Origin of the sequence: Mesorhizobium sp. M0062 (assembly GCF_040323125.1) — a bacterium.
GTDB lineage: Bacteria > Pseudomonadota > Alphaproteobacteria > Rhizobiales > Rhizobiaceae > Mesorhizobium.
This window is the reverse complement of record NZ_JAMYUO010000019.1, coordinates 32,483-57,413: the sequence shown is the minus strand read 5'-3', so window position 1 is coordinate 57,413 and position 24,931 is coordinate 32,483. Positions and strand designations below refer to the sequence as shown.

22 protein-coding genes and 1 tRNA gene are annotated in these 24,931 nt (G+C 59.3%); 16 read left to right on the top strand and 7 right to left on the bottom strand.

What is annotated here, in order from left to right:
- Nucleotides 1-326 precede the first annotated feature (326 nt).
- Nucleotides 327-635, top strand: a complete 309-nt coding sequence (locus tag NKJ64_RS21160; protein WP_023670691.1) for a hypothetical protein — start codon at nt 327-329, stop codon at nt 633-635.
- 117 nt (nt 636-752) lie between these two features.
- Here NKJ64_RS21160 and NKJ64_RS21155 read toward each other — a convergent pair.
- Together NKJ64_RS21155 and NKJ64_RS21150 are read right to left on the bottom strand one after the other, a co-directional pair.
- Nucleotides 753-827 (bottom strand) — tRNA-Gln (locus NKJ64_RS21155).
- Between the two features lie 110 nt (nt 828-937).
- Entirely contained in the window at nt 938-1,282 is a 345-nt protein-coding gene (locus NKJ64_RS21150; RefSeq protein ID WP_023687172.1) for a VOC family protein, read from the bottom strand.
- Nucleotides 1,283-1,498: 216 nt separating this feature from the next.
- Between NKJ64_RS21150 and ppdK the strand changes: the two genes are divergently transcribed.
- From ppdK to NKJ64_RS21135, 3 genes are all read left to right on the top strand, one after another.
- Nucleotides 1,499-4,204: a pyruvate, phosphate dikinase gene (gene ppdK / locus NKJ64_RS21145; protein WP_352463257.1), complete on the top strand. Its 2,706-nt coding sequence runs from the start codon at nt 1,499-1,501 to the stop codon at nt 4,202-4,204.
- A gap of 174 nt (nt 4,205-4,378) precedes the next feature.
- Nucleotides 4,379-5,479: a glycosyltransferase family 9 protein gene (locus NKJ64_RS21140; protein ID WP_023670694.1), complete on the top strand. Its 1,101-nt coding sequence runs from the start codon at nt 4,379-4,381 to the stop codon at nt 5,477-5,479.
- Nucleotides 5,480-5,568: 89 nt separating this feature from the next.
- The gene (locus NKJ64_RS21135) at nt 5,569-6,339 is read left to right on the top strand and encodes a polysaccharide deacetylase family protein (protein ID WP_050485822.1); all 771 of its coding nucleotides are present in this window, start codon (nt 5,569-5,571) and stop codon (nt 6,337-6,339) included.
- A gap of 165 nt (nt 6,340-6,504) precedes the next feature.
- Here the strand turns inward: NKJ64_RS21135 and NKJ64_RS21130 are convergent, their stop codons facing one another.
- Together NKJ64_RS21130 and NKJ64_RS21125 are read right to left on the bottom strand one after the other, a co-directional pair.
- Nucleotides 6,505-6,894 carry a DUF427 domain-containing protein gene (locus tag NKJ64_RS21130; RefSeq protein ID WP_023670696.1) on the bottom strand — a complete coding sequence of 130 codons (390 nt, stop codon included), beginning with the start codon at nt 6,892-6,894 and terminating at the stop codon, nt 6,505-6,507.
- A gap of 159 nt (nt 6,895-7,053) precedes the next feature.
- A complete protein-coding gene (locus tag NKJ64_RS21125) occupies nt 7,054-7,413 on the bottom strand; it encodes a hypothetical protein (protein ID WP_023670697.1) in 360 nt (119 codons plus the stop codon).
- Nucleotides 7,414-7,725: 312 nt separating this feature from the next.
- Between NKJ64_RS21125 and NKJ64_RS21120 the strand changes: the two genes are divergently transcribed.
- Nucleotides 7,726-9,354, top strand: coding sequence for a fatty-acid--CoA ligase (locus NKJ64_RS21120; protein WP_023703205.1), 1,629 nt, complete (start codon nt 7,726-7,728; stop codon nt 9,352-9,354).
- 122 nt (nt 9,355-9,476) lie between these two features.
- Nucleotides 9,477-10,259: a DUF1499 domain-containing protein gene (locus tag NKJ64_RS21115; RefSeq protein WP_023703206.1), complete on the top strand. Its 783-nt coding sequence runs from the start codon at nt 9,477-9,479 to the stop codon at nt 10,257-10,259.
- A 2-nt stretch (nt 10,260-10,261) separates the two neighbouring features.
- Here NKJ64_RS21115 and NKJ64_RS21110 read toward each other — a convergent pair whose 3' ends face one another.
- Nucleotides 10,262-11,170, bottom strand: a complete 909-nt coding sequence (locus NKJ64_RS21110; RefSeq protein ID WP_023692735.1) for an MBL fold metallo-hydrolase — start codon at nt 11,168-11,170, stop codon at nt 10,262-10,264.
- 117 nt (nt 11,171-11,287) lie between these two features.
- Between NKJ64_RS21110 and NKJ64_RS21105 the strand changes: the two genes are divergently transcribed.
- The 10 genes from NKJ64_RS21105 to NKJ64_RS21060 all read left to right on the top strand — a co-directional run bounded on the left by NKJ64_RS21105 (nt 11,288) and on the right by NKJ64_RS21060 (nt 22,956).
- A complete protein-coding gene (locus NKJ64_RS21105) occupies nt 11,288-11,881 on the top strand; it encodes a biotin transporter BioY (RefSeq protein ID WP_023703207.1) in 594 nt (197 codons plus the stop codon).
- Between the two features lie 271 nt (nt 11,882-12,152).
- Complete coding sequence (rfbA, locus tag NKJ64_RS21100) at nt 12,153-13,034, top strand: glucose-1-phosphate thymidylyltransferase RfbA (protein WP_023687178.1); 882 nt, start codon at nt 12,153-12,155, stop codon at nt 13,032-13,034.
- A 1-nt stretch (nt 13,035) separates the two neighbouring features.
- On the top strand, nt 13,036-13,590 hold the full coding sequence (gene rfbC / locus NKJ64_RS21095) for a dTDP-4-dehydrorhamnose 3,5-epimerase (protein ID WP_023754845.1): 555 nt from the start codon (nt 13,036-13,038) through the stop codon (nt 13,588-13,590).
- 25 nt (nt 13,591-13,615) lie between these two features.
- Entirely contained in the window at nt 13,616-14,710 is a 1,095-nt protein-coding gene (gene rfbB, locus NKJ64_RS21090) for a dTDP-glucose 4,6-dehydratase (protein WP_023754844.1), read from the top strand.
- Nucleotides 14,707-15,609, top strand: a complete 903-nt coding sequence (gene rfbD / locus NKJ64_RS21085) for a dTDP-4-dehydrorhamnose reductase (RefSeq protein ID WP_023754843.1) — start codon at nt 14,707-14,709, stop codon at nt 15,607-15,609. Before rfbB ends, rfbD begins: the two co-directional genes overlap by 4 nt.
- Nucleotides 15,606-17,159 carry a sulfotransferase family protein gene (locus NKJ64_RS21080; protein ID WP_050590960.1) on the top strand — a complete coding sequence of 518 codons (1,554 nt, stop codon included), beginning with the start codon at nt 15,606-15,608 and terminating at the stop codon, nt 17,157-17,159. Before rfbD ends, NKJ64_RS21080 begins: the two co-directional genes overlap by 4 nt.
- A gap of 105 nt (nt 17,160-17,264) precedes the next feature.
- Nucleotides 17,265-19,793, top strand: coding sequence for a glycoside hydrolase family 99-like domain-containing protein (locus NKJ64_RS21075; RefSeq protein ID WP_352463256.1), 2,529 nt, complete (start codon nt 17,265-17,267; stop codon nt 19,791-19,793).
- Entirely contained in the window at nt 19,790-20,575 is a 786-nt protein-coding gene (locus NKJ64_RS21070; protein ID WP_050590959.1) for an ABC transporter permease, read from the top strand. The genes NKJ64_RS21075 and NKJ64_RS21070 overlap by 4 nt, the downstream gene beginning before the upstream one ends.
- Complete coding sequence (locus tag NKJ64_RS21065; protein WP_023826761.1) at nt 20,565-21,989, top strand: ABC transporter ATP-binding protein; 1,425 nt, start codon at nt 20,565-20,567, stop codon at nt 21,987-21,989. The genes NKJ64_RS21070 and NKJ64_RS21065 overlap by 11 nt, the downstream gene beginning before the upstream one ends.
- Nucleotides 21,979-22,956 (top strand): hypothetical protein, encoded by a 978-nt coding sequence (locus NKJ64_RS21060; protein WP_155922470.1) that lies wholly within the window; start codon nt 21,979-21,981, stop codon nt 22,954-22,956. The genes NKJ64_RS21065 and NKJ64_RS21060 overlap by 11 nt, the downstream gene beginning before the upstream one ends.
- 6 nt (nt 22,957-22,962) lie before the next feature.
- Here NKJ64_RS21060 and NKJ64_RS21055 read toward each other — a convergent pair whose 3' ends face one another.
- Together NKJ64_RS21055 and NKJ64_RS21050 are read right to left on the bottom strand one after the other, a co-directional pair.
- The gene (locus NKJ64_RS21055; protein WP_023754837.1) at nt 22,963-23,667 is read right to left on the bottom strand and encodes a hypothetical protein; all 705 of its coding nucleotides are present in this window, start codon (nt 23,665-23,667) and stop codon (nt 22,963-22,965) included.
- A 253-nt stretch (nt 23,668-23,920) separates the two neighbouring features.
- Nucleotides 23,921-24,646: a class I SAM-dependent methyltransferase gene (locus NKJ64_RS21050; protein ID WP_023754836.1), complete on the bottom strand. Its 726-nt coding sequence runs from the start codon at nt 24,644-24,646 to the stop codon at nt 23,921-23,923.
- Nucleotides 24,647-24,931 lie beyond the last annotated feature (285 nt).

The window sequence follows — 24,931 nt, the reverse complement described above, 5'->3', positions numbered from 1 at the left end:
CGTAAATCTCACAAATTGTGCCGACGGTCTTCCTCGCAAGACGGGTGTTTCCCGTCACAGATCAGGAGATCGAACGCGACGACATAGAAGGGTCCTGTGCAGCGCTCCTTTGTCGAGTGGCGTAACCCTGGTGGTCGGCTTGAAAGAGCGCCTTTACCAGAAGTTGCCAACAGGAGCTGCTGTCGCAACTTCTTCTTTCGATACGCCGTGTTGCACGGGAGCAGCCGTCACTGATCGCGCCCGTGGACCGACGACGCTACTCGGAACCAAAGGGATGGGACGCGGTTATCCCCGCGAAGGGATAATTAGCAGGTGGAGATATTACAATGAAAACAATGATCGTGAGCGCCTTGGCGCTGTTCATTGCCATGCCGACGATAGCTCCGGCAGCCGAAGCTGACGTGGTCATCACGACCCACCATCGACATCATCACAGGAGCGTAAAGGTCATCAATGACCAGGGTCAACGCCTTCATCACCGCAGACACGGCACGGTTGCCTTCTACGACCACGGCCGCAGACATCATCGCCGGGATACGGTCATCGTGACCGGCTCGATCGAGCGCAGCCATCATCGCTATTATCGACATCATCGGCATCATCCCGTCGTCATCCAGGACGACAACGATTACTGATCCTCTCCGCACGGCCCCGGCTCTGTCAACGGAGTCGGGGTCGCGTGGGAGTCAGATAGCTCCTGACGGGAGCCATCGATAAGGTCGGTAAATCATTGATTCCAAAGGCATCCGATTTGGCTGGGGCGCCAGGATTCGAACCTGGGAATGTCGGTACCAAAAACCGATGCCTTACCACTTGGCGACGCCCCAGCAAGCGAGCTTTGCCCGTTGCGCGCGGCCTTATAAGACGAGCGGCACGAAAGCTCAATGCCGAGTTGGCCACTATGCAAAACTGATCCACCGCTTCGCGCGGGGAAGCGCTATTCGCCCCAGACCGCCAACTCGTTGCCGGCGGGATCGGTGAAATGGAACCGCCTGCCGCCCGGGAACGAGAATATCGGCTTGACGATCGTGCCGCCGGCGCTTTCGACAACGTCGAGGGTTGCTTCCAGATCCTGCGAATAGAGCACCGGCAATGGTTTCGCCGGAGCCTCGCCTGCATCGGCCTGGAAGCCGCCATCGAGCCCTTCGCCGAAGGCTGAATAGGTCGGCCCGTAATCGGTGAACGACCACGAGAAGGCGGCGCTGTAGAAAGCCTTGACGCTGTCCAGCGTCGCGCCGGTCGCGGGCAGTTCGAGATAGTCGAGTTTTCCGTTGAGTTTCATCACGCTGCTCCCAACTTGTTCCCTATATGTTCTATATCCTGGGCAGCGATCCGGCAAGTCTTTTCGACGCAGCTTTTGCTTAATCGATTGTAGTCGCCAGGCTTCGCTGCCACACCTTGCCTTTCGCACTGCAGCATAATAACGCTCGGGTCGGAACGCGGGGGGAACCGGGTCTTGGCCCCGGTGTTCTATCTTCCGAGGACTTGGAGGGCGAGCATGACCAAATGGGTCTACACCTTCGGCGATGGCGCCGCGGAGGGACGTGCGGGCGACCGCAACCTTCTCGGCGGCAAAGGCGCCAATCTGGCCGAGATGTGCAGTCTTGGCCTGCCCGTGCCGCCGGGCTTCACCCTCACCACCGAAGTCTGCAACGCCTATTACGCCAATAGCAACAGCTATCCGGCCGCGTTGCAGGCCGATGTCGTCAAGGCGCTGGACCATATCGGGCAGCTGACGGGGCGCCGTTTCGGCGATCCGTCGAAGCTGCTTCTGGTCTCGGTCCGCTCCGGGGCCAGGGCCTCGATGCCGGGCATGATGGACACCGTGCTCAATCTCGGCCTCAATGACGAGACGGTCGAGGCGTTGGCAGCCGATTCCGGCGATGCCCGCTTTGCCTATGACAGCTACCGCCGCTTCATCCAGATGTATTCCGATGTCGTCATGGGTCTCGACCACGAAGTGTTCGAGGAAATCCTCGAGGACCAGAAGGCCAGCCTCGGCCACGAGCTCGACACCGAACTGACAGCGCAGGAATGGCAGAGCGTCATTGCCCTTTACAAGGCCAAGGTCGAGGAGGAGCTCGACAGGCCGTTTCCACAGGACCCGCACGAGCAGCTGTGGGGGGCGATCGGCGCGGTGTTTTCCAGCTGGATGAACAACCGCGCCATCACCTACCGGCGCCTGCACGACATCCCGGAAAGCTGGGGCACGGCGGTCAATGTCCAGGCCATGGTGTTCGGCAATATGGGCGAGACGTCAGCCACCGGCGTCGCCTTCACGCGCAACCCCTCGACCGGCGAAAAGATGCTCTACGGCGAGTTCCTGGTGAACGCGCAGGGCGAGGATGTCGTGGCCGGCATCCGCACGCCGCAGAACATCACCGAGGCGGCGCGCATCGCCGCTGGCTCCGACAAGCCGTCGCTGCAGAAACTGATGCCGGACGCGTTTCGCTCCTTCGTCGACATCTCCGACCGCCTGGAACAGCACTACCGCGATATGCAGGACCTCGAATTCACCATCGAGCGCGGCAAATTGTGGATGCTGCAGACGCGTTCCGGCAAACGCACCGCCAAGGCGGCGCTGAAGATCGCCGTCGAAATGGCGCGCGACAAGCTGATCACGACGGAGGAGGCGGTCGCCCGCATCGATCCGGCCTCGCTCGATCAGCTGTTGCATCCGACCATCGACCCCAAGGCCGCGCGCGATGTCATCGGCGTCGGCCTGCCGGCTTCTCCGGGCGCGGCGACCGGCGAGATTGTTTTCTCCTCGGGCGATGCCGAGGATCTGAAGACGCAAGGTCGCAAGGCAATCCTGGTGCGCATCGAAACCAGCCCCGAAGACATTCACGGCATGCATGCTTCGGAAGGCATCCTGACCACGCGCGGCGGCATGACCAGCCACGCCGCCGTGGTCGCGCGCGGCATGGGCAAGCCTTGCGTTTCGGGCGCCGGCTCGCTGCGTGTCGACTACAAGGCCGGCACGCTGATGTCGATGGGCCAGACCTTCCGCAAGGGCGACATCATCACCATCGATGGCAGCAACGGCCAGGTGCTGAAGGGCGCCGTGTCGATGCTGCAGCCGGAACTGTCGGGCGATTTCGCCGCCATCATGGAATGGGCCGATGCGGTGCGCCGCATGAAGGTGCGCACCAATGCCGAGACGCCGCTCGATGCGCGCATGGCGCGCTCCTTCGGCGCCGAAGGCATCGGCCTCTGCCGCACCGAGCACATGTTCTTCGACGGCGAGCGTATCGTCGCTATGCGCGAGATGATCCTGGCCGATACCGAGAAGGACCGCCGCACCGCACTTGCCAAGCTGTTGCCGATGCAGCGCTCGGATTTCCTCGAACTGTTCGAGATTATGGCCGGCCTGCCGGTGACGATCCGGCTGCTCGATCCGCCGCTGCACGAATTCCTGCCCAAGACGGAAGCGGAGGTGGCGGAGGTCGCCGCCGCCATGAACGTCTCGCCCGACAAGCTCAGGCAGCGCACCGAAGCCCTGCACGAGTTCAACCCGATGCTCGGCCATCGCGGCTGCCGCCTCGCCGTCTCCTATCCCGAGATTGCCGAGATGCAGGCGCGCGCCATTTTCGAGGCAGCCGTCGAGGCCGGCAAGAAAGCCGGCGCGCTGGTCGTTCCCGAGATCATGGTGCCGCTGGTCGGCCTGGTGAAGGAGCTCGACTACGTCAAGGCGCGCATCGATGCGGTCGCCAAGGCTGTCATGGACGAGACCGGCGTCAAGATCGACTATCTCACCGGCACGATGATCGAGCTTCCGCGCGCGGCGATCCGCGCCCACGTCATCGCTGCTACGGCCGAGTTCTTCTCCTTCGGCACCAACGACCTCACCCAGACCACTTTCGGCATCTCGCGCGACGATGCGGCGTCCTTCCTCGAGACCTATCGGCAGAAAGGCATCATCGAGCAGGACCCGTTCGTCTCGCTCGACATCGAGGGCGTCGGCGAACTGGTGCGCATGGCTGCGCAAAAGGGCAGGGCGACACGGCCCGACATCAAGCTCGGCATATGCGGTGAACATGGCGGCGATCCGGCCTCGATCCGCTTCTGCGAAGAGGTCGGCCTCGACTATGTCTCGTGCTCTCCCTACCGCGTGCCGATCGCGAGATTGGCCGCAGCCCAAGCCGCGGTGCAGATTGCCAAAACAGCAGTGCCGCGCCCCAAAAAGAGCGCCGCGGCATCCTGATTTCGACACAGTCCTTTCGGTATCGATGAAACGGCCACCCGTGGGTGGCCGTTTGGCGCTAAGCTTACGATTTTGTAAGCAAATTCACGCTGATGTGCGCGCCCCAACACGCAATCCCGACATCGTTTCTTCCCAATTTCACGGCCCCCCAACCCGCCCGGTGCCGAGAAAAAGATGTTACAGATTTCGCCCAGACCCTTCCGCTCGATCCTGATTATCCAGACCAAGTTCATCGGCGATATTGTTCTGTCCTCCACGCTCGCCAAGAACCTGCAGCTCGAATATCCCGGTGTCAGGATCGTCTTTCTCTGCGAGGCGCGCCTCGCCAGTTTCGTCACCGCGCACGGCATCGCCGCCGAGGTCGTCAGCTTCCGCCGCGCCGCCATGCGCGGCACCCCGCTGGAGCGTGGGCGCGAGCTCTATTCTATGATCAGCAAGCTGCGCCAATTCCGTTTCGACCTGACCATCGACCTCACCGATTCAAAGACATCGCGGCTCATCGTCAGGTTCCTCAACGCCAGCACCCGCATCGGCTACAATCCTCCGGAAAGGCCGCTGCGCTGGCATGAGCGCCAGCCCGCCAATGTCTTTGCCGAGCCGTTCGGTTTTGGCGAACGTCACTATCTCTACCGCTACCTTTCGCCGCTCGAGCCGCTCGGCGTCGGCCTGCGCGTGCGGGTGCCGTCGATTCGGCCATTGCCGATGGAGACGGCGAGGGCCCAGGCATTGCTGGACAAACACCATTTGCGGCCAAACGGCTTTATCGCGGTGCATGCCGGCGCAAGTTTTCACGGCCGGCGCTGGCAGCATGAACGCTTTGCCGCCGTGATCGACACGATTTCGCGCGAAACCGGACTGGATTTCGTACTCGTCGGCGGCCCTGACGAGCGCAAGCCGGCCGAGCAGATCCTCGCCAGTGCCGCGTCGATCGTCAACCTCGTCGGCGCGCTGTCGCTGGAAACGCTGCTGGCGGTGTTGCAGCAGGCGCGGCTGTTTGTCGGCAATGAGAGCGGCCCCATGCACATGGCAGCAGCGGCCGGAACGCCGGTTGTCGGCCTTTTCGGCCTGACCAGCCCGGCCGTCTGGGGACCGGTCGGCGTGCCCAGCCTCGCCTTGCAGCCATCCATGCCGTGCAATTGCGTGGCGGGCAGCCTGTGCAATCCGCTCGATCCCAGCAAGGCCTGCTGCGTCTGGCGCCTCGAGGTCGAACCGGTCGTCGCGGCCGTGCGCGAAGTCCTGTCACGCACGCATGTGGAACTGGAACACGCCGTCTGACGGTGCGCGGCGGTCACATTGTCGGGATATCAGCTTTCTCACGGCCACTATCCCGATTTCCGCCTTGTTGCGGGTCCTGGGATGCGGCTATGACAGCGCCGATTCTCAGACAAGACAGGCATCCCTTGCAAAAGCTGTTTTGCGCCTTGGCGCTATCTATCGTGGCCGTGTCCTCGGCCCAGGCCGCGCCGCTTGTCGAGCCGGCGCTGCATCTGAAGGCTGAGGACGGTAGCAGTGTCGGCCGCGTCGCGCTTACGCTCGACGCCTGCGGCGGCCAGACCGATACGAGGATCCTGTCGGCGCTGGTGGAGAACCGGATTCCGGCGACGATCTTCGTCACCGGTATCTGGCTGAAGCGCAACGCCGCCGCCGTCGAGATCATGCGCGCGCATCCGGACCTGTTCGAACTGGAAAACCATGGCGGCCATCACATCCCGGCCGTCGACACGCCGCGCAAGATCTATGGCATCCGCAGCGCCGGCAGCCCGGAAGCGGTGCAGGCCGAAGTCGAATCGGGCGCTGCCGCTCTCGCTGGCACCGGCGAGCCGGCGCCGAAATGGTTTCGCGGCGCGACCGCCGAATACAGCCCGTCGGCTATCGCCATGATCCGCAAGCTTGGCTTCAAGGTCGCCGGCTTTTCGATCAACGGCGATGGCGGCTCGTTGCTCGGCGCAAAAGAAACCGCCCGGCGCATCGCCGCCGCCAAGGATGGCGATGTCATCATCGCCCACATCAACCAGCCGACCCACGCCGCCGGCGAGGGCGTCGTGCAAGGTCTGCTCGCGCTGAAGGCCAAGGGGCTGATGTTCGTGCGGCTGGATGACGCCGACGGTGTCGGCAACGACGGGACGACTGATTAGGATCAGGCGGCGGCAGGCAGTTTCACCGCCTTTGGACTGACGTCGCCGACGTTTGAGATTAGCCGAGGCCTCTGAGCTTCGTCATCCCATGATGAAACAGGAGCGAAGCTCCGTCGCGAAGACCCTGGGATGACGAAGCGAGCAACGGCGGCTTGAGTCGCTTGCTCAGGCCGGTGCTGCTTCGATCGTCACCCTGTCGGGATAGAAGGCGCCGTGGTCGCGAATCTCAGCCATTTCGTCGAACGGCTGCTCATAGCCCCACATTGCGTCCTTGCCGGTCTCGCTGGCCGGCAGCACGCTCCAGTAGCTGGCGTCGCCCTTGTAGGGGCAGTGGGTCGACAGGGTGGTTTTGCCGAGCTGGGTGAAGTCGATGTCTTCGAAGGGGATGTAGAATGCCTGGCGGTAGGGCGGTTCGGACAGAAGCTTCGCCCGCGTCGATGAGGCGATCACCGTATCGCCGGCACGCACGACCACGGTACCGCGATAGGGTTCGACGGTGATGACCTTGCCGGGATTGCTCTGAAAGCCGGGGGCGGGGTTGGCGATCTGGTCCATGCGGGGTTCTCCTTGTTCGATTGGGAGCACAGTCCGATTGAGAGCGTGCGGGATGCTTCCCATGTCTCTAAAATGTGTCTGGAGAACCCGTTGCGCAAGCCTTCGCCAGTAGCCCAGAGCTGGCCTTCCGATCACTAAAAACGATCCCGCGTGGAATGCTCAGGCTGCGGTCTTGAACACGTCCATGAGGCCGGCATAGGCCGCGGCAATACCGGCTACCGGGTTGGTGCTTCTTGACGTCGTCTCGACCTTCAGTGGGCCGCCGCCTGTCGGCAAGGTGAGCAGCAGGAACTGGCGATTGCCGCCATCGCCGATCGATGCGGCGGCGACATGCTGGCCTTCGCCTTCGTTCTGGACGCACATTTTGAACAGCAGCGTGCCGCCGACCGCTTCAAGGGCGCCGCCGACCACCTCGACAAATTCGTCTTCGGAGACCTTTTTGGCCTCCGGCACGAGATCGGCCAGACTTGCGGCAAGCGTGTCTTCAAGCTCTTTGTCGTCGAGTTGAATATCGTCCAACTGCACGTCTTGGGCCTCGCTGTCATCCAGCTGCCTGTCGTCGATCTGCCTGTAATCGATCTGCTTGCCGTCGATCTGCTTGCCGTCGAGCTGCGTGTCCATGCGAACCTCTTTCAGTCGCTAATCCGCACCCCTACCCCGTTAACGAACCTTAACGTCGACGATGGCCGGATTGTGGCGGTTTTCCCCGCCTTTCGATCACTGCTTGCTTCAGCCGTTAACGGTTGGAGACGTCATGGCTGGACAATCCGTCCGTTCGTCCCACAATGGAACAAAAGACGGGAAAAACGAGGAAGCAATGGGAGGAACCAGATGCTCGGACTGATGCAGGAATGGCCGCTGCTCTGCCACAAGCTGATCGACAATGCCGAGCGGCAGCACGGGACGCGCGAGATCGTCTCGCGCTCGATCGAAGGTCCTGTCGTTCGCACCACCTATGCTGAAGTTCATCGCCGCGCGCTCAAGGTCGCTCAACGGTTGGAGCGCGATGGCTTTGTGCTCGGCGACCGCATCGCGACCCTGGCCTGGAACACGGCGCGCCACATAGAGGCCTGGTACGGCATCATGGGCATCGGCGCCATCTACCATACGCTCAACCCGCGTTTGTTCCCCGAGCAGATCGTCTGGATCATGAACAATGCGCAGGATAGAGGGATCTTCGTCGACCTGACCTTCATGCCGCTGCTGGAAAAGATCGCCGGCGCGGTCAAATCGCTGAAAAAGGTGATCGTCCTGACCGACAAGGCGCATCTGCCTGAAACGACGCTGTCGAATGTGGTTGCCTATGAGGACTGGTTGAACGAGGCCGATGGCGACTTCGCCTGGAAGGTTTTCGGCGAAAACACCGCAGCCGGCATGTGCTACACCTCCGGCACGACGGGCGATCCCAAAGGTGTGCTCTACAGCCACCGCTCGAATGTGCTGCATGCCATGATTGCTGCCATGCCCGACGCCATGGGCCTCTCCGCGCGGGACACGATCCTCCCCGTCGTGCCGATGTTTCATGCCAATGCCTGGGGCCTTGGCCAGAGCGCGCCGATGATCGGCGCCAAGCTGGTCATGCCCGGTTGCAAGATGGACGGCGCCTCGATCTACGAGCTGCTCGACACCGAGAAGGTGACCTTCAGCGCCGCCGTGCCGACCGTCTGGATGATGCTGCTGCAGCATCTGGAAGACACCGGCAAGAAGCTTCCCTATCTCAGCAAAGTCGTCATCGGCGGCTCGTCCTGCCCGCGCGCCATCATCAGGAAATTCCAGGACAATTACGGTGTCGAAGTCATCCATGCCTGGGGCATGACCGAAATGTCACCGCTCGGCACGCTGTGCACCATGAAGCCGCAGTATCAAGCGCTCGAGGGCGAGGACCGGCTCGATATCCAGGGCAAGCAGGGCTACCCGCCCTTCGGGGTCGAGATGAAGGTGACGGATGACGACGACAAGGAACTGCCTTGGGACGGCAAGACCTTCGGCCGGCTGAAGGTGCGCGGTCCAGCCGTCGCCAGCGCCTATTATGGCGGCGTCGGAGCCGAGCAGTTCGACAAGGACGGCTGGTTCGACACTGGCGATGTCGCCCATATCGATTCCGGCGGCTACATGCAGATCACCGATCGCGCCAAGGACGTCATCAAGTCGGGCGGCGAGTGGATATCGACCATCGACCTGGAGAACCTCGCCGTCGGCCATCCCGATGTCGCCGAGGCCGCGGCGATCGGCGTCCATCATTCGAAATGGGGCGAGCGGCCCTTGCTGGTCGTGGTCGCCAAGCCCGGCAAGGAGCCGAGCAAGGCCGATATACTGGCGTTCATGGACGGCAAGGTGCCGAAATGGTGGATACCCGACGACGTCGCTTTCGTCAGTGAAATCCCGCACACCGCCACCGGCAAGATCCAGAAGATCACCTTGCGCAAGCAGTTCAGCGACTACCGCCTGCCGACGGATTGACCGGGACCGTGCGTTTCCTTGACCTTCAAGCTACCGGCCGCAAAAACGTTAGGGCAGGGGATGTTCAATTTGAGCATCCTTTGCTCTAAGCGTCTGTGCGGGTTGGGGCGGTGCTGAAGACAATGGAAATTGACGAGCGGCAGACATCGAAGGCGGCCGGCTGGTCGCGGCGCACGGGCGCTTTTGCCCTGGTCCTGCTGCTCACCGTGCTGGCCGGCCATCATTTCGAACTGGTCGAAACGCCGGCCTTCCTGTGGGTGCTGGCGATCGTCGCCTTGCTTGCCGCGTTCGCTTTGCTGTTTGCCGGCCTCGCTTTGTCCCGGCTGTGGCATTTCGGTGACCGTGGCGGCCGCGACCTCTCGGTCGGCGCCCTGCTGGCGCTGCTGGTGCTGACGCCCTACGGCTTTGCCACCTATTTGGCGGCGACCACGCCGCCCCTGAGGGACATTTCGACGGACCTCGACAATCCGCCGGTGCTCGAGACCAGCGACCGCACCAAGGACATGAACGTGCTCGCGCCGCCAACGCCTGGCGAAGTGCGCCTGCAGGCCGACGCCTATCCGCTGGTCACCGGGCACAGCTACAATCTGCCGTTCGAAACCGTCGTCGACGCCGTTGAAACCGTGCTCGACCGCCGCGATTGGCAACTTACTGCGCCATATCCGGTGACGGACGGTCAAGACGAGGTGACGATATCGGCCGTTGCCCGGAGCTTCGTCGTAGGCCTGCCCGCCGACGTCGCCATCCGGGTCAGCAATGATGGCGACACCATCGTCGTCGACATGCGCTCAGCCTCCCGCTACGGCCGCTACGACCTCGGCGACAATGCGGCGCGCATCGTCGGGTTCCTCGCCGAACTCGACCAGGAGGTTGCAGGGCAGGTGGGTGCCGCGCCGGCTGAGTAGTTCTACCCCACCGGCACAAAAACGCCGTCGATGGCCGGGTCACCCTGGGTAGCAACCAGGCCGCGCGCCACCAGGTCCTCGAGATGGGCAAGCACCGACAGGCCGGCGGCGCCATGCAGGCGCGGGTCGGTGTCCCGGTAGATAGCCTTGACCATGTCCGGGATCGTCCGGTCGCTGTCGCGGATCCGTTCGAGGATCGCCCGTTCGCGCATCTTGCGATGGGTCTTGAGGCCGCGCATGAAGCTGCGCGGCGCGGTCACCGGGCCGCCATGGCCGGGCAGCAGCAGGCGATCGCCGCGCGCGATCAGCCTGTCGAGCGAGGCCATGTAGTCGGCCATCGCTCCGTCCGGCGGCGCCACGATCGATGTCGCCCACGCCATCACATGGTCGGCTGAAAACAGGATGCCGGTGCCTTCGAGCGCAAATGCCGCGTGATTGGCGGTGTGGCCCGGCGTCAGCACCGTCCGGATCGTCCAGTCATCGCCCTCGACCAGCGCATTGTCGGGCAACGCGATCTCCGGGACGAAAACCGTGTCGGCGCTGGCGTCGAGCGGGTTGATCTCGCCGATCCGCAGCGGCCTTGCCGGGCGGTGCGGGCCTTCGGCCAGTACAATAGCGCCGGTGTGCGCTTTCAGCCGGGCGGCCAGCGGAGAATGGTCGCGATGCGTGTGGCTGACGAAGATATGGCTGACCGGCCGGTTTGCGATCACCTTGAGCAGCGTCTGGAAATGCGCCTCGTCATCGGGGCCGGGATCGATCACCGCCAGCGTATCGCGCCCGACGATGTAGCTGTTGGTGCCGTGAAAGGTGAACGGGCTGGGGTTTTTGGCGGTGACGCGCAAGACGTCCGGCGCAACGGTGACGCCCTCGCCATATGCCGGATCGAAGCTGGTGTCGAATTTGAGCGCCATGGCGGTGTCGTTGAATCTCTGTTCAGGAAGACGGCAAAACTGATTGCCGCATAACACGGAAGCCAATATAGAAAAACGCAAGGCCGCGATCTGCGGCAATCCGGATTGGGGAAGACCATGGCACTTGCAACGACGATGCGCCCGCTTGTTTCTCTCGCTTTGCCCCAGGAGGGCGCGCAGCGCCTGGCAACCCAGCTTTTGCTGGCGATCGCCGGAACGCTGCTTTTGACCCTGTCGGCCAAGACGAAAGTCGTGCTCGGGCCGGTCGACATCTCGCTGCAGACGCTGGCCGTCCTGCTGATCGCCACTGCATTTGGCCTGCGGCTTGGCGTCGCTACCCTGCTTCTCTACATGGCCGAAGGCGCCATGGGCTTCCCGGTCTTCCAAAGCACGCCTGAAAAGGGCATCGGCATCGCCTACATGATCGGCGGCACCGGCGGTTATCTCGCCGGCTTCGTCGTCATGGCGGCCATTGTCGGCTGGGCCGCCGACCGCGGCTGGGACCGCCACCCGATCAAGTTGTTCAACGCCATGCTGGTCGCCGAAATCGTCATGATGGCCATGGGCTTTGCCTGGCTGGCCACCCTCATCGGCGCGGAAAAGGCGTGGCAGTTCGGCGTTTTGCCGTTCGTCCTCGGCGACCTGATCAAGGTTGCGCTCGCCGCCAGCCTGGTGCCGGCGGTATGGTCGCTGCTGCCCAAGCAGCCCTGAAACCGGACAAATGAATGAGCCGGCGGGCCCAGGGCCCGCCGGCTTTTTGTTGTCACGCGTCCGCCAGCCGACGGTGCAAGCCGGTTGCCAAATCGCCACGCCCATTTGCATCGTCAGCCTGTGCTGGTCGGTCAAATTGCCGCGAGGCGGCAGATCCAGAGCAATTCTGGCGCCGATCCACGGCCGAGATTGAATTGACAAGCCATTGCGCGAAACCTAAGCACGGGCAACTTGATTTCGAGGCGGGGGCCGGTAATTCAAGGAGAGCTTGTTGAAGGGAATAATCCTTGCAGGAGGCAGCGGGACGCGTCTGTATCCCCTTACATTAGCGATCTCTAAGCAGATTCTGCCGATATACGACAAGCCGATGATTTTTTATCCGCTGAGCGTCTTGATGCTCGCCGGTATCCGCCAGATTTTGATCATTTCGACACCTCGCGACTTGCCGGTGTTTCGGGAGTTGCTGGGCGACGGTTCGGAATTTGGGGTCGAATTCTCCTATGCCGAGCAGGCGCAGCCCAACGGGCTTGCCGAGGCCTTCATCATCGGCCGCGACTTCATCGGCAAGGATAATGTGTCGATGATTCTCGGCGACAACATCTATTTCGGCGAGGGCCTGTCGCAGCTCTGCCGCACTGCTGCGCAGCGCCAAAGCGGCGCGTCGGTGTTCGCCTACCATGTCGAGGACCCGCAGCGCTACGGCGTGGTGTCGTTCGACAAGCTCAGCGGCACGGCTTTGACGATCGAGGAGAAGCCGCGGGAGCCGAAGTCCAACTGGGCGGTCACCGGCCTCTATTTCTACGACAATGAGGTCGTCGACATCGCGTCGACGATCAAGCCCTCGGCGCGTGGCGAACTCGAGATCACGGCGGTCAACAACGTCTATCTCGAGCGCGGGAAATTGCACGTGCATCAGCTCGGCCGCGGCTATGCCTGGCTCGACACCGGCACGCATGACAGCCTGCATGAAGCCTCTTCCTTCGTGCGCACGATCGAGCACCGCCAGGGGATCAAGGTCGCCTGTCCTGAAGAAATCGCTTTCGAGCAGGGCTGGCTGACCGCCGACAAGGTGCTTGAGCGCGCCACGCGCCTGGGCAAGAACGAATACGCCGCCTATCTGCGCCGGCGTGTCGCCGAGCTGACGGAGACATAGAGTGCTGGAAGTCAGGCAGCTCGGTTTGGACGGCGTGCTGGAAATCGTGCCGAAGCGGCACGGCGATGCGCGCGGTTATTTCATCGAAACCTGGAATGCCGAGGCCTTTGCCGAGACCGGCATCGATCTGCGTTTCGTCCAGGACAATCATTCCTATTCGGCTGCCGCAGGTGTCGTGCGGGGGCTTCACTATCAACTGCCTCCACGCGCGCAGGACAAGTTGCTGCGTGTGATCCGAGGCAAGATTCTCGACGTGGCGGTCGACATCCGCCGCAGCTCGAAAACCTTCGGAAAATGGGTCGCGCTCGAAATATCGGCCGAGAGAGGCAACCAGATCCTGGTGCCGAAGGGTTTCGCGCACGGTTTCGTCACGCTCGTGCCGGACACCGAGGTTCTGTATAAGGTCACCGACACCTATTCGCCGGCGCATGATCGATCGATCCGTTTCGACGATCCTGATATCGGCATCGATTGGCCGTCGCCGGCCGGCGCCTTCGAGCTCTCGGCCAAGGACCTCAAGGCGTCGGCGCTTGCTGAGGCCGAGGTGTTCGCATGACGCGCGACGATGTGAGGAGAGCGCCATGAATTTTCTGGTGACAGGCGGTGCCGGCTTCATCGGCTCGGCCGTGTGCCGGCATTTGTGCGCCAATCCGGCCTACCATGTGACCAATCTCGACAAGCTCACCTATGCCGGCAATCTGGCCTCGCTGCGCACCATCGAGAATGCACACAACTACAAATTTGCGCAGGTCGACATCTGTGACGAGCGGGCGGTTCTCGACATCCTCCACCGCGACGAGATCGACGTCGTCATGAACCTCGCCGCCGAAAGCCATGTCGACCGCTCGATCGACGGACCCGGCGCCTTCATCGAGACCAACATCGTCGGCACCTACCGGGTGCTGAATTCGGCGCTCGAATATTGGCGCGGCCTTGACGAGGACAGGAAGGCGCGCTTCCGCTTCCACCATGTCTCGACCGACGAGGTGTTCGGCGATCTGCCCTTCGATGGCGGCATGTTCGTGGAGGAGACGCCTTACGCGCCATCCTCGCCCTATTCCGCCTCCAAGGCCGCATCCGACCATCTGGTGCGGGCCTGGCACGAGACGTACGGCCTGCCGGTCGTGCTCTCCAACTGTTCGAACAATTACGGTCCGTATCACTTTCCCGAAAAGCTGATCCCGCTGGTCATCCTCAACGCGCTCGACGAAAAGGCGCTGCCGGTCTACGGCGCCGGCGCCAATGTGCGCGACTGGCTGTTCGTCGAGGATCATGCCCGCGCCCTGGAGCTGGTCGCCACCAAGGGCCAGCCGGGCGAAAGTTACAATGTCGGCGGCAATTCCGAGCGTACCAACCTTGGCGTCGTCGAGACGATCTGCGGCCTGCTCGACATCAGGCGTCCGCGCAGCGGCGGCAGGAGCTACCGCGATTTGATCAGCTTCGTCACCGATCGGCCCGGCCACGACCGCCGCTATGCAATCGATGCCTCCAAGATCGGCCGGGATCTCGGTTGGGCGCCGGCGGAGAGTTTCGACAGCGGCCTTGCAAGGACCGTCGACTGGTTCCTCGACAACAAATGGTGGTGGGGACCGATCCGCGAGCAGCGCTACGCCGGCGAGCGGCTGGGGCAAGTCCGGTCGCGCGGCCAGGTTGAAGGCAGGAAGGGCGCGGCGTGAGGCTGGTTGTCACCGGACGCGACGGTCAGGTCGCTGCCAGCCTGCTGGAGGCCGGGCAGAGGCGCGATGGCATCGAGGTCGTCACCCTCGGCCGCCCAGTGCTCGATCTGGCGCGGCCCGATACGGTATTCGACGCACTCGCGGCAGCGCGGCCGGATATCGTGGTGTCGGCTGCCGCCTACACCGCGGTCGACCAGGCCGAGGACGAGCCCGATCTTGCCTTCGCTGTGAACGCCGTCGGCGCCGGCAAGGTCGCCGAGGCGGCCGCGAAGCTCGGCGTGCCCGTAATCCATCTGTCGACCGACTACGTCTTCGATGGCACCAAGGACGGCGCCTATGTCGAGACCGACGCCACCGCACCGCTCGGCGTCTACGGCGCCTCCAAGCTTGCCGGCGAGCTGGCCGTGGCCGCCGTCAATCCGCGCCATCTGATCCTGCGCACCGCCTGGGTCTACAGCCCGTTCGGCAAGAATTTCGTGAAAACCATGCTGCGGCTGGCCGGCGACCGCGACGAGATCGCCGTGGTCGCCGACCAATGGGGAAATCCGACATCCGCACTTGATATTGCCGACGCGATCCTGCATGCGGCGGCGGTGTTGCGCGGCGACTTTGACGGCTACGGCATTTATCATCTTGCCGGCACCGGCGAGACCAGCTGGAGCGGCTTTGCCCGTCATGTTCTCGACACAAGCGCGCGGCACGGCGGGCCTACCGCGCGGGTGCGCGACATCGCGACCAGCGACTATCCGACTAGGGCAAAGCGGCCCGCCAGTTCCCGGCTGTCGAGCGAAAAGTTCGCGTCGGCGTTTGAATGCACGGCCCCGGTGTGGCACGAGTCGGCGGAAAAGGTGGTGCGCAGGCTGGCGGGGAGCAAGACAAAACAGGCATTGACTGCATGAACAAGCATCCGTTACCCGAGCAATTGCATGACGCGACGCCCGACCCTAAGGGGATCGATCAACCGGCGCCGAAGAAGCGCGCCAAGGCTGCCAAGCCAGCGAAGCGTATCTGCATCATGGTGCTGGGCATGCACCGCTCGGGCACGAGCGCGCTGACCAGGGTCATCAGCCTTTTGGGCGCGGCGCTTCCGCACCAGGTTATTGATCCGGACGACAGCAATGCCAGCGGCTATTGGGAGCCGACGAGCCTCAATCATCTCAATGAGAAGATGCTGGCTGAGGCCGGCAGCCGCTGGGATGACTGGCGCAGCTTCGACCCAGGAGATCTGGGAGCTTCGCGCATCGGGTTCTACAAAGCGGAAATTTCCCGAATTGTCGACGAAGAGTACGAAAATGCTTCTGCGATCGTTCTCAAGGAACCACGAATTTCCCGCTTTGCGCAGCTTTATGCCGCTGTTCTAAAGGCGAAAAATTTTCAACTGCACTACGTGCTGGCAAACCGCAATCCGCTGGAGGTCATCGCGTCTCTTGGCAAACGCGACGGTTCGACTTTCGCAACAGGCTCGCTGCTTTGGCTACGACATCAACTTGAAGCCGAGCGCGCAACGCGGGGTATGTCGCGGGTCTTCGTCTCATATGACGCCATGATGGTCGATTGGCGCTCGGAGCTGACGAAAGTCGTCACCGCCGTGCGACCGGGTTGGTCAAGGCCGTTCGAAGACGCCGGGCCGGAGATTGATGCTTATCTGTCCTCGGATCACAGACATCACGCGATAAACGATGACCGGCTTTCTGCCGACGAACGGGTCCTTCCTTGGGTCAAAGAGGCCTACAAAGCCCTTCGAGCGCTGGAAGCCGATCCAGCCGATAACCAAGCGATGGCGGTCCTCGATAGTATCAGAGTTGAATTCGACGCGGAGACCGTTCTTTTCGGTGAGGCCGTTTTCCCAGAATTGAAAAGGAAAACTGACGAATTCAGGTTTATAGAAAGAAGCCTTAGGGAGATATTGGAAAAAAAAGACGAAGAACTGAAAAGGATAATAGATAGTTGTGAGATTATATTGCAGGAGTTTCGTAATGAAAGGTCAGGTTGGGCTGCGGAAAGAGCTAAGGTCCAGGAAGAGCTCGTCACGCTCCAAGAAAATTTATCTGAGTCTAAGAGGTTAGAGGTTGAGTCTACCGAAGCTGCCAAGGCGTTGGAAAAAGCGCTCTCTACAAAAGAGGAACAGGCTCAGGTGTTAATTGCCGAGAATGAGAAGTATCTCAGAGAGCGAGCAGCAAGTGTTTCGGCTCAATCTGTAGTCGAGCATGAACGGCAACAGCTGGAAATCGCCCTTGCGCTAAGTCGAGATAAAGTCGCAGAAAAAGAAGAGGAGATAATAAAGACTAAAGAATATTTTCTCAGAGTGGTAAAGGAACTAGGAGAAAAGCAACAAGGTATTTCAGATAATTCTATCGGTTTGGAGAGAGTTCACAAAAGCTTTTTTTGGAGTTTATATAAAATAACATCTAAGATTCGATATTTCTTTAGGATGCGGGTTAAAAATTAAATCGAAATAGTTAGTGCCTGGGTTGCCCGTGACCGGAATTTTAGCCGAATAGCTTCGATTTCGGTGCGAGAATGACTGTGGATATAAATGCTTGGAATTTCCTTTATGAAACCGACATATCTGGCGTTCTACCTGCCGCAGTTTTATCCTTTCCCAGAGAATGATGCCTGGTGGGGCAAGGGTTTTACAGAATGGACCAATGTTACCAAGGCGACGCCATTGTTTGACGGTCACTATCAGCCGCATCTCCCCACGGAACTTGGATTCTATGATCTTCGGGTACGGGAAACGCAACACGAGCAGATAGCACTTGCCCAGCAGTATGGTGTCGATGCGTTCTGTTTTCACTATTATTGGTTCAGCGGTAAGCGGCTGTTGGACAAGCCGGTCGATGCCTACCTTGCCGATAAGTCCGCTCGTATGCCCTTCTGCTTATCTTGGGCAAACGAGAACTGGACACGGCGCTGGGATGGTGCGGAGCAGCATATGCTGATTTCGCAGAATTATGAGCCGGGTTATGAAATCAGCTTTATCGAAAGCGTGGTCCCCTTCTTCCGAGATGACCGATATCTTCGCGTGGACGGGCGACCAATCTTGCTTGTCTACAGGCCGCAGCAGCTTCCGAACCCCGCCCAAGCTCTAGAAATATGGCGTGAGCATTGCCGGAAGATCGGGATCGGAGAAATCCACCTTGTTGCCGCGTTAACGCATGGCAATCTCGATTATGAGTCACTCGGGTTCGATGCTGGAGTGGAGTTCCCCCCACACAATATGGTGGTCCAAAACATCAACCGTGAAGTGACGACCTTTGATTCCTTCAGAGGTATGTTCGTGGATTATGCAGATGTGGCCGGCAACTATCTCGGTCGGGATTATCGCGATAAGAAAATTTATCGGACCGTAGTCCCTTCATGGGACAACACTGCCCGAATTCGCGACCGCGCGGTCGCAATGCTTGCTGCCACCCCTGATAACTATGAGCGTTGGTTGAGGGCGGCGACGTCCCGTACTATGGTCGAGCGCGCTCCAAACGAACGGCTTGTTTTTATAAATGCATGGAACGAATGGGCCGAGGGCTGTCACCTAGAGCCGGATAGGAAGTTCGGGCGTGCCTTCCTGGATGCGACTCTGCGGGTCAAGGAAAGCAAGTCCGTTCTTGACGATGTTTTTGACCGGCATCCTTTCCGGACGGACGCAGGAACTTCCCTTGCGGTTTCAAGCGGTGCGATATGGAAAGCAGATTCGCCGGTACAGCGCTTCGCTGCGACCAAGTTAAAGATTCAAGGGATGCTGGCTAACGCGCCGGTGGCATACTGGGTTGCCAGATGTGGCTTCCGGGCTGCTCGCGCCGCCGCCCGACCAATCCGATCACTGTGGCGTCGATCGCCGTTTCTGAACAACAGCTCCTCGGCGCCCACTGCCACATTTCCATTGGTCTTGCAGAGCGTCGCCGTTGCTCGAGCGGCCCGACAAGTTCAAACGAGGGGCGAGTTGTTTGCGTCGAAGAACGACGCTATTTTAACGGCCTATCCAGGTAGGGCCGTCACGAGCAAAAGCGTCGAGGTTACTGCGGGTTGCGGAGCCACTAAGCTGGATCGACTAAAGGAACTTTTTGCAGAGAAATCTTTTGACGCCGTACCATTTCAATTTGGACGCTTTCTAAATTGCGTAGCGCACTCCCGTGCCATCGGCGTTATTACGCAAGGTGGAGCGATTATTGAAGAGTCAATTATCGTCTACCGATATGTCTATCAAGACCTCAATCTTCTGGATTATCTGGATGAAGAGGACGGGAAGTATATTTTGCTATTCAATGAATTCAAATTCATTGATGAAGATGTGTTGCTCCCGCTTCACTCCAGTTTTGCGTTTGGTCACGTCATATTCGACGCTATTCCGCAGATTTTGTTCTGGGAGAACGAAATCAAGGAGAATCGCCTTAAGGTGGTGCTGCCAAATGATGCACCATTGTGGGTGCGCGGTATCTTGGCGACTTGGGGTTTTCTACCCCATCATTTTCTAATTCTGCCGCATACGCCATTTCGATTCCGCTCTGCCATGGTCTGCAATAGTCTCACGACTGGGACAACATATTACCCCAACCCGGACTCCCTGGCACAGTATGCTCTGCAACCGGCGTTGCCGACCGCTTCCGAAACCCCACAGTTGATCTACCTTGCACGGGATCGGGCCAACACCTATTCCAACCGGTTCATTGACAACGAACCCGAGGTAATCTCGGCGCTGGAGGCTTTGGGCTTCACTGCAATCGACCCATCGAAACTACCATATGTCGATCAAATGGAATTGTTTCGAAACGCCAAGGTGATTGTTGGCGCGCATGGGTCAGCTTTCGCCAACATAATCTGGTGCCGACCCGGCACCAAGCTGGTCGATTTGACGCCCGACGATTGGGTCGGCTACTGGAACGATCTCGGCATCACCGAGATGTGGCTATCGCGCACGTGCACGCTATTTTCGCTCGACTACGAAGTGGTGGTCTGCCGTTCGCAGATGGTTGAAAGCCCATTTCCGGGCCAGCCTCATTTGACCCAGCGTCATGTAACGTCCCAAGTCGACACAGACACTTTGGTTCAACGTGTCCGCGCCCTTCTTAAGGTTGTCGAACTGTGACTGTTAACTATCTTGACGTGATCATCAGCCTTACGCGTCGGGAAGTGACTGGACGATACCGAGGGTCGATGCTTGGCATCTTGTGGTCGCTATTGACCCCGCTGCTTATGCTCGCAGTTTACACATTCATGTTCGGTACGGTTCTGCGGATGCGTTGGGCAGGGGGAGGCGAGGGGCAGCCGACGGCCCAGTTCGCGATCATATTGTTCGTTGGCCTGATCTTCTTTCAAACCTTCTCCGAGGTGCTGACGAGGGCTCCTACGCTTGTGCTGACGAATGTTAGCTACGTGAAGAAGATTGTTTTCCCGCTTGAAGTGCTACCGGTAGTGGCGCTTGCAGCGGCGTTGTTTCACATGATGGTCAGTTTTCTGGTCATGCTCATCTTCCTTGTGATTTCGCAGGGGTCGATTCCCTTGACGGCGCCGCTTCTGCCGGTCGTTGTGGCTCCATTTATCCTCCTCCTCCTTGGTTTGTCGTGGTTCCTCGCCGCTGTTGGTGTGTATTTTCGCGATATCGGCCAGGTACTGAACCCGATCGTCAGCGCGCTCATGTTCCTGTCTCCGATTTTTGTGCCGGCTGAGGCGCTGCCTGCGGCCGTGCGACCGTGGCTGGTATTGAATCCCATCTCGACTCCCGTTGAACAGGCCCGCAGGGTCCTGATTTTTGGTGAACTGCCGAACTTGCACGCGTTGGCTTTTTATACCGTGACGGCAGCGGTCATTGCCGGCCTTGGGTTTTTGTTCTTCCGAGCCACGCGGAAGGGCTTCGCAGATGTCCTCTGAAATCGCCATCTCGGTGAAGGCTGTATCCAAGCACCATCTGATGTTCAACCGGCCTGAAGACCGGCTGAAACAGATGGTGGTGCCGCGACTGCAGCGGCTGGTGAGGCAACTGCCTCGGCGCTACTTCCGTGACTTCGCTGCATTGACCAATATTTCTTTGGACGTCCGGCGAGGCGAGACCGTCGGCATCATCGGACGCAACGGTTCGGGAAAATCGACGCTTCTGCAGATTATCTGCGGAACACTGCAGCCCACCAGTGGTTCGGTTACCGTCAATGGCCGCGTAGCGGCGTTGCTGGAACTGGGCGCGGGGTTCAACCCCGATTTCACCGGTCGCGAAAATGCCTATCTCAACGCATCCATCCTTGGCCTCAGCCGTGCCGAGATGGACAATCGCTTTGACTCCATCGCCTCCTTTGCCGATATCGGAGACTTTATCGAGCAACCTGTAAAGACCTATTCTTCGGGTATGTATGTTCGGTTGGCGTTCGCCGTCGCCATTAATGTCGATCCGGATATTCTGGTGGTCGATGAGGCGCTGTCGGTGGGTGACGAGGCGTTCTCCCGTAAATGTTTCGCGCGAATCGAGCAGATCAGGGAACGTGGCGGTACGATTCTGTTCGTCAGCCACGCCGCTCAGACCATCGTCCAACTTTGTGATCGCGCCGTATTGCTCGACGCGGGTGAAATAATGTTGACCGGCCGCCCAAAGACGGTGACAGGCCAATATCAGCGGCTGGTAAATGCCAGTGCGGAGGGCGCGGCGGAAATCCGGGCGCAAATTGTGGCTATGAGGGATGCAACGATATCTCCCACCATCCCAATCGAATTGCCTTGGCTGAGATCAGAATCCGAAGATGAAGTTGTTGTCGAAAATTCACAGGCGCCCACAAACGAAATTAAGCACAGCGAAGCGCTCTCCAAACAATTGGAATCTGCGGATGGCTTCGATCCTTCACTCGTTTCCAAGTCAACTGCCTATCAAGAAGAGAGAGGCGCACGCATTCGCGACGTTCGCATACTCACTGTGAGCGGCGAGCAGGTGAATGTGCTGAGGCTCGGCAGAAGATACTTCATAGAATATTGGACCGATTTTTCAACCGACGCTACTCGGGTGGGGTTCGGCATCGGCATAACAACCACAACCGGGTTCCATGTCGCAGGTGCCAAATGCAGGGCGTCTCGGGTCGAACTGGCGCAGGCTGGTTCATCTCTAAGATCAAGATTTGAGTTCACTAGCCTACTGCTTCCTGGTCACTATTTTGTCACGTGCCAGGTCCGCGGATTGCCAGAGGTTGATGAGGTGCCTCTCCACCGAATTATCGACGCCATCGCTTTCAGAGTGGTAGAGGAGGACGAAACATTGGCGGCAGGGCTCGTAGATCTCTCTATGGTGGTCACTGTTGACCGATGAGCTAGGCGCGTCCATGTCTTCGGAGGGGATCCAGGCTCAATTTCCGGCCATTTCAATGCATTGCGGGGGAGCGACGCTGTCGTTTGTGCATGCGTGGCCTTCGACGTTTAATATCGGCGACTATCTTTCCAGCCCGCGCCACTATTTCGACTTCAAATGTCACTCACCTTCAGAAAGCGGGTTCTCTCGAATTCTCATTCTGGGTGGTGGCGCGTTCAATGATTTCGGAGCTTATGCAAGCTCCTTGGTTGAGTCGGACCGAAAAGTCGCTTGGGGGGTTGGCCAGAGTATCCAACCCTTGAACGGGTTCGGAGAACTCTCTTCCTCAATTCCAACGGATTTTTCTTTTTTTGGCTCTCGCGATCGTGCTCTGGCGGTATCCAATTCTACACTCGTACCCTGTGCCAGCGTGATGGGAGATATCGTCGATATCTTGCCAGGGACGGCGCTGGGCGTTTTCCTCAACCAGAATCCGGCCGCAAGCGGGCAGGCGGTCTTGGATGTCCTTTCGACTATCGAGCCGAATGCGATAGTTGGCACTAATTCTATGTCGGAACCTGAATTTCGGTCCAAGTTCGCTTTGACCGGAAAGATCGTAACAAATTCATATCATGTCGCCTATTGGGGGCTCCTGTCGGGTCGACAAGTCGGGTTGATAGGATACTCTTCCAAGTTCACCAGCCTTTTCGACCTCTTGGAACTTCCTGCTGATGTTACCCACTATCAAAGGGGTGATGCCGCTGGACTGTCGGGAGCAATAAAGCGCGTATTAAATGGTGAATTGTTCTCCTGCCTTGCATCGCCAACCGAAACCAAGCTGGCATTTAGACAGACCAACATCAGCTATGCTGAACGCTTGGTCGCCGCTGGTCTTTTTCGAGAGATCGATCCGTTGGACCAGTCGAACATTCACCGCAGACGAAGGGAACTAGAGGTATGGCGAGCCTACTCGCTTCTTCGCCGTTGACTTTGTTTATGCGCTCCACTTGGTGAGATCTGAGGTGTGCAGCGCCTGAAATCGCTGGAATACTGTTGGGTTGACATGAATCCTACGAAATATCTCTTGGAGAATATTCGAAGCTATGGTTTGTTTCTCGCACAGAGACTGTACTCTGGTATTTAGATTTGCGATCATGTCGCCGGCGCCAACCATAAAGGGTGTCACGCCGTCAAAGAGCGTCATGCCTCCCTGCGGAATGCGTTCATATTCTTTAGCTTCGGTGGCCTTCATCCAAATCTCGGTTTCATAGAGCTTGATTGTGTTCATCAAGAGCGAACCCGCAAGTGCCAGCGCGCGTTCGGCTCGATCGGGAGAGAAGTCGGCGATGGTATCGCAGGCTGAGATCAGCCATCGGGTGTTGAGCCGCTGCAGCAGAAAGGGCCCGCACTCCTCCCACACTTGTTGGAAGCGCTTCCAACTTCGTTTTTCAGCAATGCCGCGACGTAAAAGCACGATCAGCGCCGCATGCGTATATTCGATTTCGGTTCGGCCCACGAACTCCTGTCTCACCATATCTAAATGTTCCGCGAGATCATCCTTCCGTCCCACCGGAATCGCCGGAGCTACTCCGATGACAAGGCTGACGGCAAGCTCATGAACCTTATGGTTCAACAATCGCTTCATGCCGTCGACGGCCCCTCTGTCACGTGTCTGAAAAGGCAGCTTGATCCGAAACATCACACCTTTCTCTCATATGTTGCGGGCTTGGAAAACGTCGCTGTGAGGGCAAGGTTCAAATTGCCTCGGTGCGATCGGTAACAAGCGATGCATCGGAGGGTACAGGCTCTCCGTCCTGGTTTAAACGCACCGCGCCCCAAGAATGCCTACGGCTGCTTCAATCGATACATAGCCATTGAACATCTCGTGGGACGCCCGCCAAAGGGTGGCCGTGCCTACTCCCTTCACAAGTCGATCTCAAGAGGCAATAGGGCTAGCTGAAAGGTCGGAACCTTCCCAGGTCCACGGAGTCGGTTGAGACCACTGAAACTGAGGACCAGTAGTGAGCGAACTCACTGCGGTCCATCGGCTGAAAACCGGCAATGATCTTCTCGTAGTTTGCCCAGAGAGCATCATTTTCAGGGTCGAGTCCGGTAATCAGCACAAGGCCGGTTGGTGCGCTGTCGGTAACCGTAATTGAGAGTTCCGGCCGGTAGTGTTTGAGGGTGGGCACAATCTTCCATACGTCGCCGGCCCACCAGCCTGGAAATGCGGAGCGAGGATGTTTGGCGTCGGCGATATCCCGCGACGTCATATAGAATCCCGGCGGCAAACAGTCGTGCATGGCGACGATCGATTCGGGAGCGCAATGCTTTTCTGTATTTATGAAATCTCGGAGCAGGAATTCGAACCGATGCATGCCATCCAGAAAGGCAAGATCGACGGATTTCCCAAAGATGCGAGAGAGGTCGCGTTCAGCAAAAAAGGCATCGCTGGTTTGTTGAAATAGCTGGCAGGTTGGCTTCTTGCCAATGATGTTGGTCTGACAAGAGAAAAATGGATCAACGCCAACGGTCGAACAACTTGCCAATTTAATAGTATCGCCAAATTGAACGCCGATCTCAAAATATGTATTGGGTTTCAGCTGTTTGTGGATGTCTTCCAAAAAACCAAGATATGGTTTTCCTGTAACACGTTTCCCGTAGTCGGCATCCTGCATCAATAGCTCTCCACTTTAGCCCGCCCTAACGGCGGCATTCATTCTCCACCCATATGCTGTGTGCATTGCCCCGATCGACTCTTCCACAATGCGAGAGCCGTGTCATGCACCACAGCTTTGCGCGAGAGTGCGACAGACGAAAAAAATATCTGGCGGCGTCCCCGACTCCACGCTATGCGATACAAAGCGGCGGGGCTGGGGATTGGCACTCTAAACAGGTGATCGGTGACGGGTTTCCGTCGCTCTTGCACCACGTTAGTGTCCATGTCCTTGCGCCTGGAGTTC